The organism is Candidatus Bathyarchaeota archaeon (assembly GCA_026014735.1).
Lineage (GTDB): Archaea > Thermoproteota > Bathyarchaeia > Bathyarchaeales > Bathycorpusculaceae > Bathycorpusculum.
Map to the genome: position 1 here is coordinate 781,412 of JAOZHT010000002.1, position 16,621 is coordinate 798,032.

The following is a 16,621-nucleotide window of genomic DNA, read 5'->3' on the forward strand; positions in this document are numbered from 1 at the left end:
GTATTTAACAGCTAGGCGGGTTTGTCAAGAAATGTAGACTAAGCTTTGTCAAGAAACCTATACAAGAACCCATAAATCCCCATCTAAATCCACCTTTAACTATGAACGCTGCTAAGAAGAGTTCCTCTTTGCTCCTGTCCAGCATTCTCCTAACCTTCTTAGCAGCCTCCACTTTCTCCATGCTCCCCGCGGAGGCAACGGTGACGCCTTCAGTTCCAGCCTTCACCCTTAAACTGGTCAACCACACCTACGACACCGCCGCTACAACCTCCACCGACCCCTACACTGGTCAACCCGTAACCAACCCGGGCAGTCACATAGAATGGGTAACCGCGGACTTCACCATCATAAATCAGCACTATGATGTCCAGCAAGAAGGCGGCTACAATCTGGTCAGCGGGCTCCAGTATGCCCTTCGGTACAGAGGGCACTTCTCTGACCAAAACTGGATTCCCCTAAACTATGCTGGAAGCTACCGTTTCCCAAGCCAAGATGAAGCCCAAACCGTGATTTCAGTGGGCATAAACATGGATTCAAGGGCAGATTTCCTATTGCCCTATGACCAAAAACCCAACTACCAAATCGAGGTTACCGCGGGCGGCACAGTGGATTTCCAGGTTCAAGCCCTAATAGGCACCGCCAGCCATAATCCCCTGATTCCCTTTAGCGGATGGGTGTTTAATGGAACAGAAAGCGGCTGGAGCAGCCCCCAAACCGTAGCCCTTGGAGAGACGATAAACTACCCGTTACCAAACGTGCTAGCTGACTTTGCAGACCCCTCGACTTCCATGGCGCCCCATTTTCAAACGAACGGTTTAGAGGGGACCGATTTGTGGATGGTTTGCACGGTGGTGTCGGTTGCCGCCGTGGCTGTGCTGGTTGCAGTTGTGTTTATTTTGTTGCAGAGCAAGAAGGCAAACAGTAGAGGCGGCAGCGGCTAACTCGCGCGGCAGATGCATGCCAGCAGCCAATAGCAGCCTGCAGGTGCAGGGGAAAAGCTGCCTCTGCTGTGCATGCAATCAGAGGATGGGTCAACAAGCCCGCATTCGTCTACCCTATATATAGAGGGGGGGTAGAGGTGGCAGAGCAACAGTTAGATGACGTAGGTTTCCTGTATGGTGACTAAGCCGTCGTCGCCCACGATTTGCTTAAGCTCAGATAGCAGCGGCTCCAGCTTCTCCTCTTGGTCCACAACCTCGATGATCAGAGGCATATTCACCGTGACTCCTTCAAGACGCAAAGTGGATTTGCCCCGTTTGCCAAAGCCATTCACACCCGTCCAAACCGTCGCGCCCTCTACGCCTGCCTTGCGCAGAAAATCCATAATCAGGTCCTGAAGCCGTTTGCCGCCTACTTCATCGTTGCGTTTGATGCGAATCGTTAAATCCCACATTTTCTGCCTCAACGAATCAGCCTCTCCATCACGGCGTCGCCCAGCAATCTGCCGCCGACCAAGGCGCCAAGCGACAAGCCGACGTTTGCTAGGATATTGAGTGCCATCAGCATTAAACGGTTGCTCTCCAGCAGATTGGTGGTTTCCAGCGCAAACGAGGACATCGTGGTGAAGGAGCCGCAGAAACCCACCGCTGCAAACAACGTGTATTTCGCATCCAAATTAAACGCCACCGACAGCACCGAGAACACCCCCAAAATAAAGCTGCCCAAAACGTTAACCACCAAAACATTCAGGGGTAACCCATAGAACGCCACAGGAGACTCCACCATGCGGTACCGCAGAAACGCGCCTACCACCGCACCCGCCGCCAAGAGAGCAAACTCAATCCACTTCATGCTTTACCATCCATTTTTGCGGTAGGCATTATCAGCATCCCTTTGGCTGCGGTTCTGGCGTCTGCCACGGCTAATGCCATAGCCAAAACAAAAGCCGCAGTAAATGTATTAAAACCTTCCCAGCCAGCATTCAGCGCCAAATATGCAACCTGGGCAGATACGGCAGCTTCTGGTGTGGGCTAATCCTTAATAGGCTAAACCAAAATATTGAGCCAGAGGAGCAAACATGGCAGCGCAACCATCGGATCTGGCAGTGGTGGGGCATTTCTCAGTTGACACCCTGGTGCTGCCAACCCGCAAAGCCCCCTTCACAGTTTTAGGTGGAGCAGCAGCATACACTGCCTTCGCCGCCAAACATCTCGACGCATCCGCAAGCGTCATCAGCAGAGTCGGCTCAGGCTTCCCCCAAGCGTACCTGTGGTGGCTACAGCAGGAAGGCATCGACGTATCCGCCGTCACCTTCCACCCCGAGGAAGCCACAACAGCCTATGAACTAACCTACGGCGTGGATTTTGCCGAACGCACCCTTAAACTCAAAAGCAAAGGCGCACCCCTAAACGCAGAGGACATCCCAAGGGGCTTCCGCGCCAAAGCAATCCACCTGGCTCCCATAGCCAACGAAATCAGCCTCGAAGTCGCCATGCAACTCAAAGCCTGCGCAGACACACTCTGCTTAGATCCGCAGGGAATGACCCGATGTTTCGACGAGCAAGGAAACGTCCATGACGGCGCAATGGTGGATAACGAAATTTTTGGTTTAATCAACATCTTCAAGTCCTCCCAAAACGAAATCTTCACCCTCACAGGCGAAAGCGAACTCAAACCCGCCATCCGCGTCCTCCATGACATCGGGGTAGAAACAGTCATCGTCACCATGGGCGCGAAGGGATCGGTGCTCTCGTTGGGTGGCGCACAATACAACGTCGCGGCATGCCCCTCGCAGGTAGTGGTGGATCCCACTGGGGCAGGAGATGTTTTCATCGGCGCCTTCCTTGCTGAGTATCTGCGCCAGAAAGAGACGCTCTGGTGCGCATCAGTGGGCTCCGCAGCTGCTTCATTGGTGGTGGAAGGCATTGGCTCAACCTACTTTGGCAGCAAAGAGGAGGTTTACCGCAGAGCCAATCTACTCTACGAAAAGGAACTTAAGCAATAGCCATATAACAGCGTAGTTAAACACTGATAGTTTGAGACGTGATTTGTTTGGGTCGCATAGAGAAAGGCGAAAAATGCAGCGTCTGCGGCGCAGAAGCACTCCGCTCCTTATCCGCGGATAAAGTGAAAGCAGCCGGCATGAAGGCTGGCAACGATAAACGTGCGTATCTCTGCAAGGAACACTACAAGGAATACAAGAAGAAAAGCAAGAAAGAAAAGACCCTTGACAAATGGCGCTATGGTTAAGAGGCAGATTATTCTATGCGGATTTTGCAACTTCACTCTAACTACATCAACTTCAAACCCATAGAGAAAGAAATCAACATCGCTGAGGAAGCCTCCAAAGAGGAAACCCGAGTTGAAGAAGTCGTGGTGCTCTTCATCGCCGTCGAGGAAGGAGACAACGCCTCGCTGGCGCAGAAAGCCATCGATGACGCACGCGCTTTTCTAGGCAAACTCAAAGTTAACCGCATCCTCATTTACCCCTTCGCGCACCTCAGCAGCAACCTCTCCCAGCCCTCACAGGCTCTCGCCATAATCAAAGACATGGAAGCCTACGCCAAGCAGAAGGGCATAGAAACATACCGCGCACCCTTCGGCTGGAACAAGCAATTCACCATCTCCATTAAAGGTCATCCGCTGGCTGAGATGGCACGCAGCTACGCTCCCCAAGCAGCCGCATCAGCGCAGGCTCAGGTGCCCTGCGAAGGCAAAAAAGAGGAGGAACCCGTTTCTGCGGCGCTTAAAGCCGAGGACACCATGAAATCCTACTGGCATGTCCTGCAAACCGACGGCTCACTTGTGCCCGTTGAGGAATTCAAGTTCAAGGGACATGGCAACCTCCAGAAATTCAGCAACTACGAAATAAAGAAAACCCGCGCAGTCACAGCGATGCCACCGCATGTTCCACTCATGAAGCGCCTCGAAATCGCTGATTATGAACCCGGAAGCGACCCCGGCAACATCCGCTGGTACCCCAAAGGACGCATGATGAAATCGCTGCTTGAGCAGTACGTGAGCGCACGCGTGGCAGAATACGGCGGAATGGAAGTCGAAACCCCCATCATGTATGACTTCAACCACCCCAGCCTCTCCAGCTACCTTAACCGCTTCCCCGCCCGCCAATACGTGCTTAAATCTGAGGATAAAGAGCTGTTTCTGCGGTTCGCCGCCTGCTTTGGGCAGTTCTTGATGGCTCATGACGCCCAGTTCAGCTACAAGCAGATGCCTGTTAAACTCTACGAGCTTACCCGCTACAGTTTCCGCCGGGAAAAAAGCGGCGAAGTCGTGGGGCTTAAGCGGCTCCGCGCCTTCACGATGCCGGATTGCCATGCCTTCTGCACGGACCTTGAGCAGGCAAAGAAGGAGTTCATGGTGCGCTTTGACCTGTGCCTGAGCGTGCTAGACAGCATTGGCTTGGTAAAAGACGACTATGAAATCGCGATGCGCTTCACCAAGGACTTCTACGCTGAAAACAAAGACTTCATCACTGGCTTGGTGGCGAAATTCGGCAAACCCATTCTCGCTGAAGTGTGGAATGAACGCTTCTTCTACTTCGCCCTGAAATGGGACCTAAACTTCGTGGACAACCAGGACAAAGCCGCTGCGCTCAGCACTGACCAAATCGACGTGGAAAACGCTAAACGCTACGGCATAACCTACGTGGACGAGAAAGGCGAAAAGCAGTACCCGCTGATTCTTCATTGCAGCCCAAGCGGCGCCATCGAACGAGACATATACGCGCTCCTTGAGAAGGCTTACCGCGAGCAGATGACGGGGAAAGCGCCTATGCTGCCGCTTTGGCTATCGCCAACTCAGGTGCGGCTGATTCCAATATCCGACAAGTTCCTCGACAAAGTAGGGGAAATCGCAAAAGAAATCGCCCAGCACTGCATCCGCGTGGACATCGATGACTCAGCCTCGACGCTTCAGAAGAAAATCCGTGAAGCAGAGCAGGAATGGGTGCCCTACACCGTGGTGGTGGGGGAGAAAGAAGTTGAGTCGGGGTTGCTTTCGGTGCGTGACCGCGAAGTGCGTGGTAAACAGGAAGCGCTCTCGGTGCATCAGCTGGTTGAGAAGGTGTCAGAGAAAACCTTTGGCAAACCCTTTAAGCCGCTGCCGCTGCCCATGTACCTCTCTAAGCGTCCGCAGTTCCACGGCTAAATAAAACCTGCCTAAATGAATCGTATGTATCGCAGAGATAATGTATATGTACGATTGGACAATATGAAAAAGCAATCCAAGAAGGAATAAACAAATGAGCAACGAATTGCAAATCTACATAGACGGCAAATACTTCCCAAAATCAGAAGCCAAAATCAGCGTCTATGACCACGGGTTCCTCTACGGCGACGGCGTGTTCGAGGGAATCCGCGCCTACAACGGCTACGTGTTCAAACTTAAAGAACACATAGACCGCCTATACCGAAGCGCCCACGCCATAATGCTAAACATCCCCCTGTCCAAAGAGCAGATGGTAGAAGCAGTCGTTGAGACCCTGCGCAGAAACGGCATGAAAGACAGCTACATCCGCCTCGTCGTTTCACGCGGCGTCGGCGACCTCGGGCTGGATCCCCGTAAATGCCCCAAATCCAGCGTAATCATTATCGCTGACTCAATAAACATCAAAGCAGGCAACGCCAAAGAAGTCGGCGTCACAGCCGTGTTCACTTGGGTCCGCAGAAACCCCGTTGACGCGACGACCCACGAAGTTAAATCCCTCAACTACCTTAACAGCGTGCTTGGCAAAATCGAAGCCAACGCATACGGAGCCGACGAAGCCATCTGTCTTGAACCCGGCAGCGGCTTAGTCGCGGAGGGAGTCGGCGAAAACGTCTTCATCGTCAAAGGCGATCAAGTCCTCACCCCGCCCAGCAGCACCGGCGCCTTGGAAGGCATCACCTCAGACGCCATAATTGCACTCTGCGAGAAACTCAAAATCAAAGTCACGGCCACCAACCTTACGCCCTTTATGATATTCACCGCCGACGAAGCCTTCTTCACGGGAACCGCCATGGAAGTGGTGCCAATCCGAGAAGTCAACAAACGCGTAATCGGCGACGGCAAACCCGGCTCAGTCACCAAGCGGCTGATGGCTGAGTTCCACAAAATAATCGAAGATCCAGCTAACGGAACAAAAATCTAAAAAAGTAAGCCGTAGCTTGCCGCTGCGGTTTCTACTTCTTTTTCATGAAATTTTCCAGTGCATCATAGGCTTCGGTTAGCACATCAATGGGCGGCAGAAACACGATGCGTGCGTGTCCCTTACCGTAGACCGCATCGAAGCCTGAGCCATTCACGATAAGCACGCCTGTGGCTTTAAGCAGCTCCACCACGAAGTCCTTGTCGGTTTTCCATCTGGCGCCAACATCTGCAATTTTGGGGAAGATGTAGAATGCGCCTTCAGGTCGGGTGGTGCTTATGCCCTCGATTTCGTTTAGGCGCTTATAGCTGAAGTCGCGTCTCTGGCGCAAACGGTCAACGATGTCTTTGACAAAATCCTGGGGTCCATTAAGCGCGGCGGTCGCGGCGATCTGCACGGGGGTGTTGGCGCAGATGCGGATGCGGCATTGCTTCTCCACGCCGTCTTTGAGCGCCCGGAACGCTTTACCCTCGCCTTTAAAGTACATGTAGCCCAGCCGCCACCCAGTCATCTGGTAAACCTTCGAGAAGCCATTGAGACCCACCACGGGCACATCCTTGGTTACTTCTGCGGCGCTGACAAAATCCTTCTCGTAGGTAAGTTGATCATAGATTTCGTCGCTGAGCACTGGCAGGTCATATTCGCCTGCGACGTCAAGGATTTCCTTGACGGTTTTGCGGCCATAAACGGCGCCCGTGGGGTTGTTGGGGTTTATTATGACGATGGCTCGGGTGCGCGGCGTGATTTTGCTTCGGAGGTCATCGATGTTAGGCTGCCAGCCTTCCTCTTCGATGGTTTGGTAGCTGACGGGGGTGCCGTCGAAGAACTTGGTGTAGCTGCTATACGGGGGATAGGTGGGGCCCGGAAAGAGGATTTCGTCTCCCCGCTCGACGATGGCGCCAAGCAGCATCTCGATGCCCTCTGAGATGCCCTCGGTGACCAGTACGTCGTCGGCTGTGATGTCGACGTTGTTAACTTTCTTTTCTTTGTTCGCCACAGCCTGTCGCAGTTCAGGCAACCCTTCGCTGGGGCTGTAGTAGTTGTCTTCTTTGGCGATGGCGTGGCACAATGCCTCCTTGAGGCTCGGCGGCGTTTTAAAGTCGAAGGCTGCCGGGTCGCCGATGTTTAGGTAATAGATTTTTCTGCCTTTCTTGATGAGTTCCTGCGTATGCACAATGACATCGCGTATGGCATACTCGATGTTTGCTGCGCGGTTCGTGACTTTAATGGGAGCCAAAGTGCGTTACCTGTAACCAAAACAGGTGCATACCCCAAAAAATAAAGGTTCCTAACCTAACCGCTTAATTACAGACCATCAACATTGACCCCCGAGTGGTATTTGGCTTCTTATTCTGCCGCTTGCTTGTTTTAGCCACCGATAATGCTGCATAGGCTCGTAGACGATACCGTTAATCGTTGAGCAGAAATGGATAAATACAAAGGGTCACTCTCTTTTATTAGAGAAATTTTTAGGAAGAATTCAAATGCAAAAGATTTTAAAATCAGCTTTTTCCATGGCTTTTTTAACAACGATAATTGCATCTTCAATAGTGCTTCTACCTCCCGTTGAAGCTCACACTCCCCCCTGGCGCATCAACAGTTACGCTTACCTTTTCGCTGCACCTGACCCTGTCGGTGTGAACCAAAATGTCTACATCTCTATGTGGATCGATGTTTCTTTGCCCGGCTCTATGGTAACAAATAACATCAGACGAGAAAACTACACCTTAACCATCACTGCACCCGACGGAACCGTGGAGACAATGCATTGGGACGTTGTGGACGACACGACAAACGTTCAATCCATCTCTTATGTGCCCGATCAAGTCGGCAACTACACAATCACATTCACCTACGGCGGGCAAGTCTACCGATGGAATGACAAACCAACTTCCCCCTACTATGTTAGTGGTCTAGGAACCAACGCCATCTATGAAAACGACACTTACGGGCCAGCATCAAAAACCATAACCTTGACTGTACAAGAGGAACCAATACAGCCAATCACAGTGTATCCGCTGCCAACCGAGTACTGGTCACGCCCCATAGAGGGACAGAACCTAAATTGGGCCACTATTGCATCTCAATGGCTGCGAGGCAACTACTTTGGCACCTTCCAGATGTCGATAAACTATAACCTTTGGCAAAGAGACGGCGCCGCACCAAACAGCGCACATGTCCTGTGGACCAAACCACTCGAATATGGCGGCGTCGTAGGGGGCACATCAGCTATCCCAGACGTAACAGAATACTCCGGCGGATCATACGAGGGCAGATTCCAAAACACCATCATAATGAACGGCATGATCTTTGTTCAGTTGCCACTGGGCCACTCTGGCAACGGTGGAGGATACGCATGCTACAACCTACTCACAGGCGAACAGATCTGGTACCGAAGTGACCTTAACGCATACGTCAACAACTCAGCAACCACCTCAACTTTGATTGCAGCCCCCTCCTTTGCTCAGCTGCTGGACTTCGAATCGCCTAACCAGCATGGAGTCGTCGGAGGCGTACTCTGGCAGAGCTCAACCGTCGGCACCGGCGCCGCTGCATACACTGTTTGGCAAGCCATTGATGGATTCACTGGAAAATGGATGTACAACCTAACCAACATTCCCACAGGCACAGACGTGTACACTACCCAAGGCGAACTTGTCCGCTATGTACTCGGCTACAACACCACCTCCAAGGTAGGCTGGCTGGCGCTTTGGAACAGCACTCAGGCGCTTCTAGCCATCGGCACAGGATACAACATCAACAGCTGGCGACCCGTAGGCAACGTCATCAACGGAAGCACCGCTTACTCGTGGAACTATACTTTCACTGGAGACATAACTGGTTCAACTGCACCCGCCATCTTCTCAGTGTTACCTGGCGATATTTTGCTTGGCAGAAGCAGCAACTTGGCTCCCGGAGTTGGCGCAAGATTCACCGACAATCCCTTCACCATGTGGGCGCTAAACCTTAACTCCTCCAATGGAGCGGTGGCGGCGCTGAAGTGGGTGAAGAGCTACGCGGCACCCGAAGGCGGCAACTTGACTCTCAGATTAGGACCCACCGACCCAGTGAACCGTGTCTGGACAATGAACGATGTCGAATACATGCAGTGGAGAGGCTTCAACTTAGATACAGGCGCCGAGGCATGGGGACCAACCGACACTAACTTCCGCAGTCTGCAGTTCTTCGGCAGCGGCGAAGGCGGTGGACCCAGAGGCGTAACAGCATACGGCAACATCTACGTGCAGGGCTTTGGTGGCGAACTCTTCTGCTACAGCACCGCAGACGGCAGCCTTCTTTGGCGCTACAACAACACCAACAGCGGTCTTGAAACAGCTTGGGGTCTACGTCCCATCTTCATATCTGCAATCGCTGAGGGCAAAGTCTACGCTTTCAACAACGAGCACTCACCCAACGCGCCCCTCTACAGAGGCAACAAAGTCTACTGCTTAAACGCAACCACCGGAGCGGAAATCTGGACTCTGATGGGCTGGTCAGGCCAAACAGGCGGGCAAGGCGGCTCCACAGCGGTTCTTGCTGACGGCTACCTATCCTACTACAACTACTATGACAACAACATGTACGTGGTCGGCAAGGGCTCGAGTGCAACCACCATTTCAGCTGGACCTAAATCCTCCGCTATGGGCAACGCCGTGCTCCTGGAAGGCAAAGTAATCGACACCTCCCCTGGAACACGAGAAAACGAGGTTGCCACCCGATTCCCCGAAGGCGTCGCCGCAGTCAACGACATAAGCCAAAACATCTGGATGGAATACATTTACATGCAGAAGCCTCGGCCAACCAACGCAACCGGCGTCCCAGTTGTCTTAAGCGTTGTGGATGCAAACGGTAACTACCGCGAAATCGGCAACGTCACCACTGACCTCGACGGATTCTATAGCTACGTCTGGACTCCTGACATCGAAGGCGCCTACACCGCATACGCAAGCTTCGCCGGCTCAGACTCATATTGGCCGTCACATGCCGTCACCGCATTCAACATTGCCTCGCCATCAACCACAGCTTCCCCGACCGCGCCGCCACAGGAAGGCATAGCCGACACCTACTTCCTAGCCGCAGTCATCGGAATAATCGCCGCCATCGTGATAGTTGGCGTAATACTGGCAGTCCTAGTGAGCAGAAGACACTAAAATCAGCTGTCAAACCCCATTTTTCCCTTTTTTTGTTTGTTAAAATTTTTTAACATTCTCGCAACCGAATTATTTTTCCAAGAAAAAAAAATTTAGGAGGGTTACTTGGTTGCCGTTGCCCTTTTCTTTTCGTTATGGATTTTCTTGGATAGCCACATGCCCTCTGCCATAAACAGCACGGTTGCGATTGCGGTGGGGGAGATGAGGTAATAGAGGTAGATGCTGGGTGCCTGTCCCTCCACGATTAGCGGGTACGCTAGGAGCCCCATTTCGATGATGAGGATGCCCATAAAAAAGAAGGAGTAGAAGATAAGCCGCGGCACCAATGTTCTGCCGACCCAGAGGTGTCCGCTGACGTTGACTTTCTCCTTGACTGCGTATTCCCCGTATTGGGTTTTTGTCAGTAAGCCTAAGCCTTCGAGTTTCTGCAGGTGCCAGTGTGCGATGCTGGGGCTGGTGAGGTTGGTGGCGCGCATTACTTCGCGGGGCCCTACGGATTTGCCTTCTTTGACGATGTAGGTGTATACGTTAAGCGTGGTGCCTTCGAGGTCTTCTGCGGCTATGTTGGTCACGGCTCTATCCTCGGTGCAATGGTTACTTCTATGGGTGAGTTTCCCTGCTGGAAGGTTTCGCCGTCGCCTAGGATGGAATTGTATAGGTAGCCGGTTGCTGTCTTGTCGAAGGTTAGCTCTTTGACTTGGGTGGCGGTTGAGAGCGTGTCGTAGAAGGTGCCGTTGACTGGCCAGTTAGTGATGTAGTTTGAGACTGAAGCGTACAATGCAAGCTTTCCCGATGCGAGCGCTGTGAGGCCATTGCTGTATGCGGATTGGGTGCTGTTAAACATGATGAGTCTTGACTCATGCGGACCAAACACTTGGCTGCCCCAAGCGCCAGGTATCCATTTGAGTGCTCTACCGCAGCCCCAGTCGCCCCATGTGGGTAACGCTGTTATGGGACCAACGGTTGCGTTCATGTTTCTGTATGGAAGCTGCTGGATGGTTAATGCCAAATCTACGAGTAGGTTGGATGCTGCAGTCATTGGTTGGGTCTTTTCAACTGTTACTCTGCCGGTTACGTCAACCCAGGCTCCGTTGATGTACATCATTGTGAGGATGTGGTTGCCGCTTTGGTCGTAATATTCTGTGATGGGTACGCCCTCAAACCAGATGCCTGTGTCGCTTGCGTTGTCTGGGAGGTCGGGGATTGTGGCGTTGATTGTGTGGTCGCCGCTGAAGGATTCAATTTCATGTGGGTTTAGGGGTCCTTGGAAAGTAACGTTGTTCCAGGAAGCCGAGGTGATGCCAAATAAGCACTCGGGGTAGCCCACTTCAATTAGTGTTCCGTTCGCATCTTCATAGTAGGTGTTGGGAATCCAGGTGATGTTCACCCATTCGCCGTCAAGGTAGACTCCGTCGATTATTCCGCCGAATTGTCTGTGTGAACCGAAAGGATTGCTGGAGCGTAAGCCGTTATCATAGATGGTGCCGCCTAAGATGGAGTCCTGCACGGAGATGTCTTGTGCGGCTGCAAAGCCAAGCTCGTAGATGGTTGCTGCTTCATCGGATAAATTCGTAACGTTAAGGACGACATTGTAGGTTACCGGGTCTGGGTATTCTGCGTTTGAAGCGTTAAGGTCAAAGTTTGCGTAGACGACGTCGACGCTGAAGCCAGCTTTGGTTCCCTCTGCAACAGTGGGGTAAGGCTGGATGTTGGGTACAATCAGCATTGGCGCTGCGTATGCGATGCCGATGCCGAAGGCTAAAACCGCGATTAGGATCATTGAGAGTGATTTTTTCATTTTTTCACCACACGCTGTATCGTCTAAACCGCTCTTAGCTCTATTCGCCGAACACTTCCGTTCGAGCACCCGAACACCCTTTTAATCAAGGCAAAACAACGCAGAGGAAGCATATACAGCTTCGTAAAAAAGAAAAAAGCGGACACAAGCCGCCTAATAGGACCTTGCGAAGTACACGACTTCTTTGGCTTCCTTCCCGCAATGCACACAGCCAGATGTTGGAACCTCTTTCTGGAAGGGCCGAATGCGGATGGTTGCGCAGGTCTCGTCTTTAATTTTTGCTTCGCACTCTGGGCTGCCGCACCATGCTGCCTTGACAAAGCCGCCTTTGCCTTCAACCACCGCCTTGAATTCCTCATAGTTTGAGGCAACGCTGGTTTTGTCAGCTAAAACAGCGCGGGCTTTCAATAGCAGGTTATCCTGTATTTGCTGGAGCAGGCTTTGGGCGGTTGCGAGTATATCGGCGTCCTTCACGAAGGCTTTCTGTCCGGTGTCGCGGCGAACCATAACCACCTGCCCGTTTTTGACGTCTCGGGGGCCCACCTCGACACGAAGCGGGACGCCTTTGAGTTCCCACTGGTTAAATTTCCAGCCCGGCGTGTATTCGCCGCGGTCGTCGAGGAAAACGCTGATGCCGCTTGCGGTGAGGTCTGCTTGGATTTGTTTGGTTTTGGCGGCGATGGCTTCTGCCTCCAGCCCCTTGAATGGGATGGGCACGATGACCACCTGAACAGGCGCCACTTTAGGCGGCATAATGAGGCCTTTGTCGTCGCCGTGGATCATAATCATGGCGCCAATCAAGCGCGTGGTGATGCCCCAGCTGGTCTGCCACACATAATGGTCAGCTTTGTCTTCGCCGATGTATTTCACGTCGAAGACCTTGGCGAAGTGCTGGCCCAAGTTGTGGCTGGTGCCCATCTGCAGTGCCTTGCCGTCAGGCATAATGGATTCCAGCGCTGTGGTGTAGAGGGCGCCTGCGAATTTTTCGCTCTCGCTCTTGGTGCCGATGAGCACGGGTATGGCGAGGTAATTCTCTATCATGTCGCGGTACATGTTCAGTGCCCACATGACTTCGGCTTCGGCTTCCTCGGCGGTGGCGTGTGCGGTGTGGCCTTCCTGCCAGAGGAACTCGCGTGTGCGCAGAAACAGTTTGGTGGCTTTGGTTTCCCATCTTACGATGTTGCACCACTGGTTGATCTTCAGCGGCAGGTCGCGCCAGCTGCGTATCCACTTGCTAAACATCGCGTACATGATGGTTTCGCTGGTGGGACGCACCGCCAACCGCTCATCCAGAGGCGTCTCGCCGCCAACGGTTATCCACGCGACTTCTGGAGTGAACCCCTCAAAGTGCTCGGCTTCCTTTTTAAGGAAGGCTTCGGGGATGAACATGGGGAAGTAGGTGTTTCGGTGCCCTGTTGCCTTGATTTTTTCGTTGACGACGGCTTGGATTTTTTCCCAGACCGCGTAGGCGTCGGGGCGGATAATCATGCAGCCCTTTACAGGCGCGTAATCAGCTAACTCGGCTTTAAGGACAACTTCAACGTACCATTCGCTGAAATCAACATTCTTCTTAACGGTAACACCAGTATCAGACATAGCCAATCTCTTCTTTTCCAGTGTTATGCTATGTGCTGCATATAAAACCCTAACGGATAAGCTCAGGTAATGCTATGGAAGAGAAGGATGGCTGCAGGCCGGTTTTGCCTTTAGGAGACCACCGCTAAACATACTTTTTTTCGTTGTCACAGTACCAACGTTGATACTGCTGGATATAGCGGATTGGGCTTCTGCAGGAGGGGCACGTCGGCGTTGAGGTTGGCGGCGGTGGAGGCGGAGGAGGCAGCGGCGTCTCTGCGGTTTGTGTTAGTGGGGCTCCGCATGAGGTACAGAATTTTGAGGTCTGATCGTTTGCTGCTCTGCACTGTGGGCAATTCCCCTGAGAGAAAGCTGCGGAAGCTGATTGCGTAGGGGGAGCTGCTTTTGCTAAAGAGGGCGCGTTTTGCATGTTTGCCTTTGCTTGATTAATAGCTGCGACCCATTCTTGGTTGCTGTTGCCGCCGCCTACGACATAGGCGTGTACGGGTTTGCTGGTTCCAGTGCAGTCAACATGGATGTATGATTCACCCATCTTTTTACCTGCTTCAACGAAAGTTAAGTTTTCAAGGGGAATATAGTAGCTGCCTTCACGGGTTGCGAACTCGTCGAGTTCTGCCTTGGACACTGAGCTCTTTACCGCTTGAGCTGCAAAGACGCCGCCGACTCCCCATGCAAGCGCATGTGAAGCGCTGCCTTTTGAGATGTATACAAGCCGCTTATTGGTTAAAATCAGCGTTCCCAACTCGGCGAATGCACCTGCTTTCAACCCGAAAGATGGAGGAGAACGAGATTCATGATCCTTAACGCCTGATTCCTGTCTTAATATGACTTCGACTTCAGACAACGATGGCACCTATGATTAAGGGGCGTGTTAGCGCTTTAAATCTTTAGTGAATCGCCAATCAATGTGGCTTTGGGGGGCAGATTGCCTGCTTGCCTAGTCAGAGTCCAGTGTACCCTATGTTCTGATTGACACGGAAAATATTCACCAATCATTGGAGAGGTTTATCTGTTGGCTGCTAAGACTTGGCTTTCTGCACGGTTCCGCCTTTATATAAGGGGAGGGAGGTAGTGGTGGAGCAGCAGACGCCCGCAGCTATGTCTCTATAAATAGAGGGGGGGTAGATAGGTGCAAGCAACAGAGACAAGCGTCTAACCGTTACTGTTTTGTTGCCTCTATCTTTATGCTTTCAAGGGGCAAACCATTATACTGCAACTCGCTGATTTCCCTGTCTTCCCCGAGGATGTTAACCTTGAAACCTGCCGCCTTAATCTTAGCCAAGTAATCATCCCTATGCATCGCGCCAGAGACACAGCCGCAGAGCAGCCCCTCATCTTCAAGCTGCTCATCGCTTAGCTGCCCCAGCAAAACAATGTCGGAAACATACATTCTGCCGCCGCTGCGCAGCACACGATGGGCTTCGCTGAAGACTTTGGCTTTGTCGGGTGCAAGGTTAATGACGCAGTTGCTGATTATAACATCGATTGAGCCATCTTCAAGGGGCATGTTTTCTATGTCGCCAAGCCGAAACTCGACGTTTCCGTAGCCATGCTGCTTGGCAAGCCGCCTTGCCTTAACAACCATCGCTTCAGTCATATCTAACCCGATGACCCTGCCTGCTTCCCCGACTTTTCTGGAAGCCAAGAAGCAGTCAAAGCCTGCGCCGCTGCCCAAATCAAGCACCACATCGCCCTCTCGGAGGCTGCCAAAGGCAGTTGGGTTGCCGCAGCCTAAGCCAAGATTCGCCTCGGGAACAGCGTTCATTTCTTCATCGCTGTAGCCGATGCTGCCTGAGATTTTCTTCTTGGTTGCCTCGTCAAGCGCGCCGCAGCCGCATTGGCAACAGGAGTTGCCTGTGTTCACGGCGATTTTTCCGTAGGCATTTTTAACGATTTTCTTCACATCTTTTTCCATATGATTCATCTCTTTTGGTTATCGCTTTGACCATTGGTACCTGACAGCTTTTTGCGCCGTCTTAATGCGATAGATACCAAGGTGAGCATAACAGGAATTTCGATAAGTGGTCCAACCACCGTTGACACGGCAACCATGGGCATTGATGCAAAAGCTGTCAGCGCTATCGCAATGGCTAACTCGAAGTTGCGCCCCGTGCTGTGGAATGCCATGGTTGAGGAGTCCTGGTAATTGTAGCCCATGCGGCGGGTGGTAAAGTATACGACGTTAAAGAGCAGAAAGAAGAACAAAGTGACGGGGATAGCCATCTGCCAGACAATGGAGGGGTTATCGATGATTACACCACCTCTTAAAGCAAACATGACCACCATCGTTGCCAGCAGCGCCAAGAGCTGTAGCGTGTCAAAGTAGGGTATGAGTTTTTTGTTGAGCCACTGCTGGGATTTGTGCTTGATAACTTCCCTTCTTGTTATGGCACCCAGCAGCAGAGGCAACCCCAGATAGAGGAGTATGCTTTCGCCAATCGTGACTATGTCGATGCTTATGTAAGTGCCCACCAATACGGCGATGAACAGCGGCGTGGCGATTATCTGGATAATGGAGTTCCACGCCATAAGAACAATTCCCAACGGCCCATTTCCCTTGCAGAGGTCAGTCCAAACAAGCACCATGGCAATACAGGGGGCCACACCCAGCAAAATCAGTCCAGTCCACAGGTACCTTGCCGTTTGAAGATCAATTAAACCCAAAGAGGGAAAGATGACCTCAAAGAAGAGATAGCCCAAGGCAAAGAGTAGAAAGGGATTTATCAGGTAATTGAAAAAAACGATAATGGAGGTTTGCTTTGGACTCTTGACGGCCTGCTTGAGCTCGCCGATCTCGATTTTAGTCATGGCTGGATAAATCATAAAGAAAAGACCAATAGGAATGCCGATTTGAAGGGTTGCACTGAATTCAGGGAAGTATTTGCCTAGTGCAAGCCCAATTACGATGGCTATTGCGATCCAAAGCGCAAGTAGTTTGCTAACCCAGTTTAGCGTCTCTGGTTTTTCTTCGCAAGCCATTTGGGTCACCTT

General features: G+C 52.1%; 15 protein-coding genes and 1 riboswitch. Of the genes, 6 read left to right on the plus strand and 9 right to left on the minus strand.

The annotated features are described in order from the left end of the window. The first annotated feature begins 128 nt into the window (after window positions 1-128). Window positions 129-941 (plus strand): hypothetical protein, encoded by an 813-nt coding sequence (locus tag NWE93_09925; GenBank protein ID MCW4000546.1) that lies wholly within the window; start codon window positions 129-131, stop codon window positions 939-941. 152 nt (window positions 942-1,093) lie between these two features. On the opposite strand, the gene NWE93_09930 is transcribed toward NWE93_09925, so the two are convergent. Next, window positions 1,094-1,405, minus strand: a complete 312-nt coding sequence (locus tag NWE93_09930) for a DUF190 domain-containing protein (GenBank protein ID MCW4000547.1) — start codon at window positions 1,403-1,405, stop codon at window positions 1,094-1,096. Then, the gene (crcB, locus tag NWE93_09935) at window positions 1,402-1,791 is read right to left on the minus strand and encodes a fluoride efflux transporter CrcB (protein ID MCW4000548.1); all 390 of its coding nucleotides are present in this window, start codon (window positions 1,789-1,791) and stop codon (window positions 1,402-1,404) included. The genes NWE93_09930 and crcB overlap by 4 nt, the downstream gene beginning before the upstream one ends. Window positions 1,792-1,806: 15 nt before the next feature. Next, window positions 1,807-1,884: riboswitch (Fluoride riboswitch) on the minus strand. A 133-nt stretch (window positions 1,885-2,017) separates the two neighbouring features. On the opposite strand from crcB, the gene NWE93_09940 reads away from it, so the two are divergent. The 4 genes from NWE93_09940 to ilvE all read left to right on the plus strand — a co-directional run bounded on the left by NWE93_09940 (window position 2,018) and on the right by ilvE (window position 6,088). Then, window positions 2,018-2,944, plus strand: coding sequence for a carbohydrate kinase family protein (locus NWE93_09940; protein ID MCW4000549.1), 927 nt, complete (start codon window positions 2,018-2,020; stop codon window positions 2,942-2,944). 47 nt (window positions 2,945-2,991) lie between these two features. Then, window positions 2,992-3,189 (plus strand): hypothetical protein, encoded by a 198-nt coding sequence (locus tag NWE93_09945; protein ID MCW4000550.1) that lies wholly within the window; start codon window positions 2,992-2,994, stop codon window positions 3,187-3,189. Window positions 3,190-3,204: 15 nt separating this feature from the next. Further along, entirely contained in the window at window positions 3,205-5,106 is a 1,902-nt protein-coding gene (locus tag NWE93_09950) for a threonine--tRNA ligase (protein ID MCW4000551.1), read from the plus strand. A 94-nt stretch (window positions 5,107-5,200) separates the two neighbouring features. After that, the gene (gene ilvE, locus NWE93_09955; GenBank protein MCW4000552.1) at window positions 5,201-6,088 is read left to right on the plus strand and encodes a branched-chain-amino-acid transaminase; all 888 of its coding nucleotides are present in this window, start codon (window positions 5,201-5,203) and stop codon (window positions 6,086-6,088) included. Window positions 6,089-6,119: 31 nt separating this feature from the next. On the opposite strand, the gene NWE93_09960 is transcribed toward ilvE, so the two are convergent. After that, the gene (locus NWE93_09960) at window positions 6,120-7,322 is read right to left on the minus strand and encodes an aminotransferase class I/II-fold pyridoxal phosphate-dependent enzyme (GenBank protein ID MCW4000553.1); all 1,203 of its coding nucleotides are present in this window, start codon (window positions 7,320-7,322) and stop codon (window positions 6,120-6,122) included. Between the two features lie 277 nt (window positions 7,323-7,599). Here NWE93_09960 and NWE93_09965 point away from each other — a divergent pair, with 277 nt between their 5' ends. Then, a complete protein-coding gene (locus NWE93_09965; protein MCW4000554.1) occupies window positions 7,600-10,236 on the plus strand; it encodes a PQQ-binding-like beta-propeller repeat protein in 2,637 nt (878 codons plus the stop codon). A 101-nt stretch (window positions 10,237-10,337) separates the two neighbouring features. Here NWE93_09965 and NWE93_09970 read toward each other — a convergent pair whose 3' ends face one another. The 6 genes from NWE93_09970 to NWE93_09995 all read right to left on the minus strand — a co-directional run bounded on the left by NWE93_09970 (window position 10,338) and on the right by NWE93_09995 (window position 16,609). Further along, window positions 10,338-10,808 carry a hypothetical protein gene (locus NWE93_09970; GenBank protein ID MCW4000555.1) on the minus strand — a complete coding sequence of 157 codons (471 nt, stop codon included), beginning with the start codon at window positions 10,806-10,808 and terminating at the stop codon, window positions 10,338-10,340. Then, window positions 10,805-12,034: a hypothetical protein gene (locus NWE93_09975; protein ID MCW4000556.1), complete on the minus strand. Its 1,230-nt coding sequence runs from the start codon at window positions 12,032-12,034 to the stop codon at window positions 10,805-10,807. The genes NWE93_09970 and NWE93_09975 overlap by 4 nt, the downstream gene beginning before the upstream one ends. A gap of 153 nt (window positions 12,035-12,187) precedes the next feature. Next, entirely contained in the window at window positions 12,188-13,630 is a 1,443-nt protein-coding gene (gene proS / locus NWE93_09980) for a proline--tRNA ligase (GenBank protein MCW4000557.1), read from the minus strand. A gap of 124 nt (window positions 13,631-13,754) precedes the next feature. Further along, window positions 13,755-14,474 carry a zinc ribbon domain-containing protein gene (locus tag NWE93_09985; GenBank protein MCW4000558.1) on the minus strand — a complete coding sequence of 240 codons (720 nt, stop codon included), beginning with the start codon at window positions 14,472-14,474 and terminating at the stop codon, window positions 13,755-13,757. Window positions 14,475-14,789: 315 nt separating this feature from the next. Further along, complete coding sequence (gene arsM, locus NWE93_09990; protein ID MCW4000559.1) at window positions 14,790-15,554, minus strand: arsenite methyltransferase; 765 nt, start codon at window positions 15,552-15,554, stop codon at window positions 14,790-14,792. Next, complete coding sequence (locus NWE93_09995) at window positions 15,551-16,609, minus strand: bile acid:sodium symporter (protein MCW4000560.1); 1,059 nt, start codon at window positions 16,607-16,609, stop codon at window positions 15,551-15,553. The genes arsM and NWE93_09995 overlap by 4 nt, the downstream gene beginning before the upstream one ends. Window positions 16,610-16,621 lie beyond the last annotated feature (12 nt).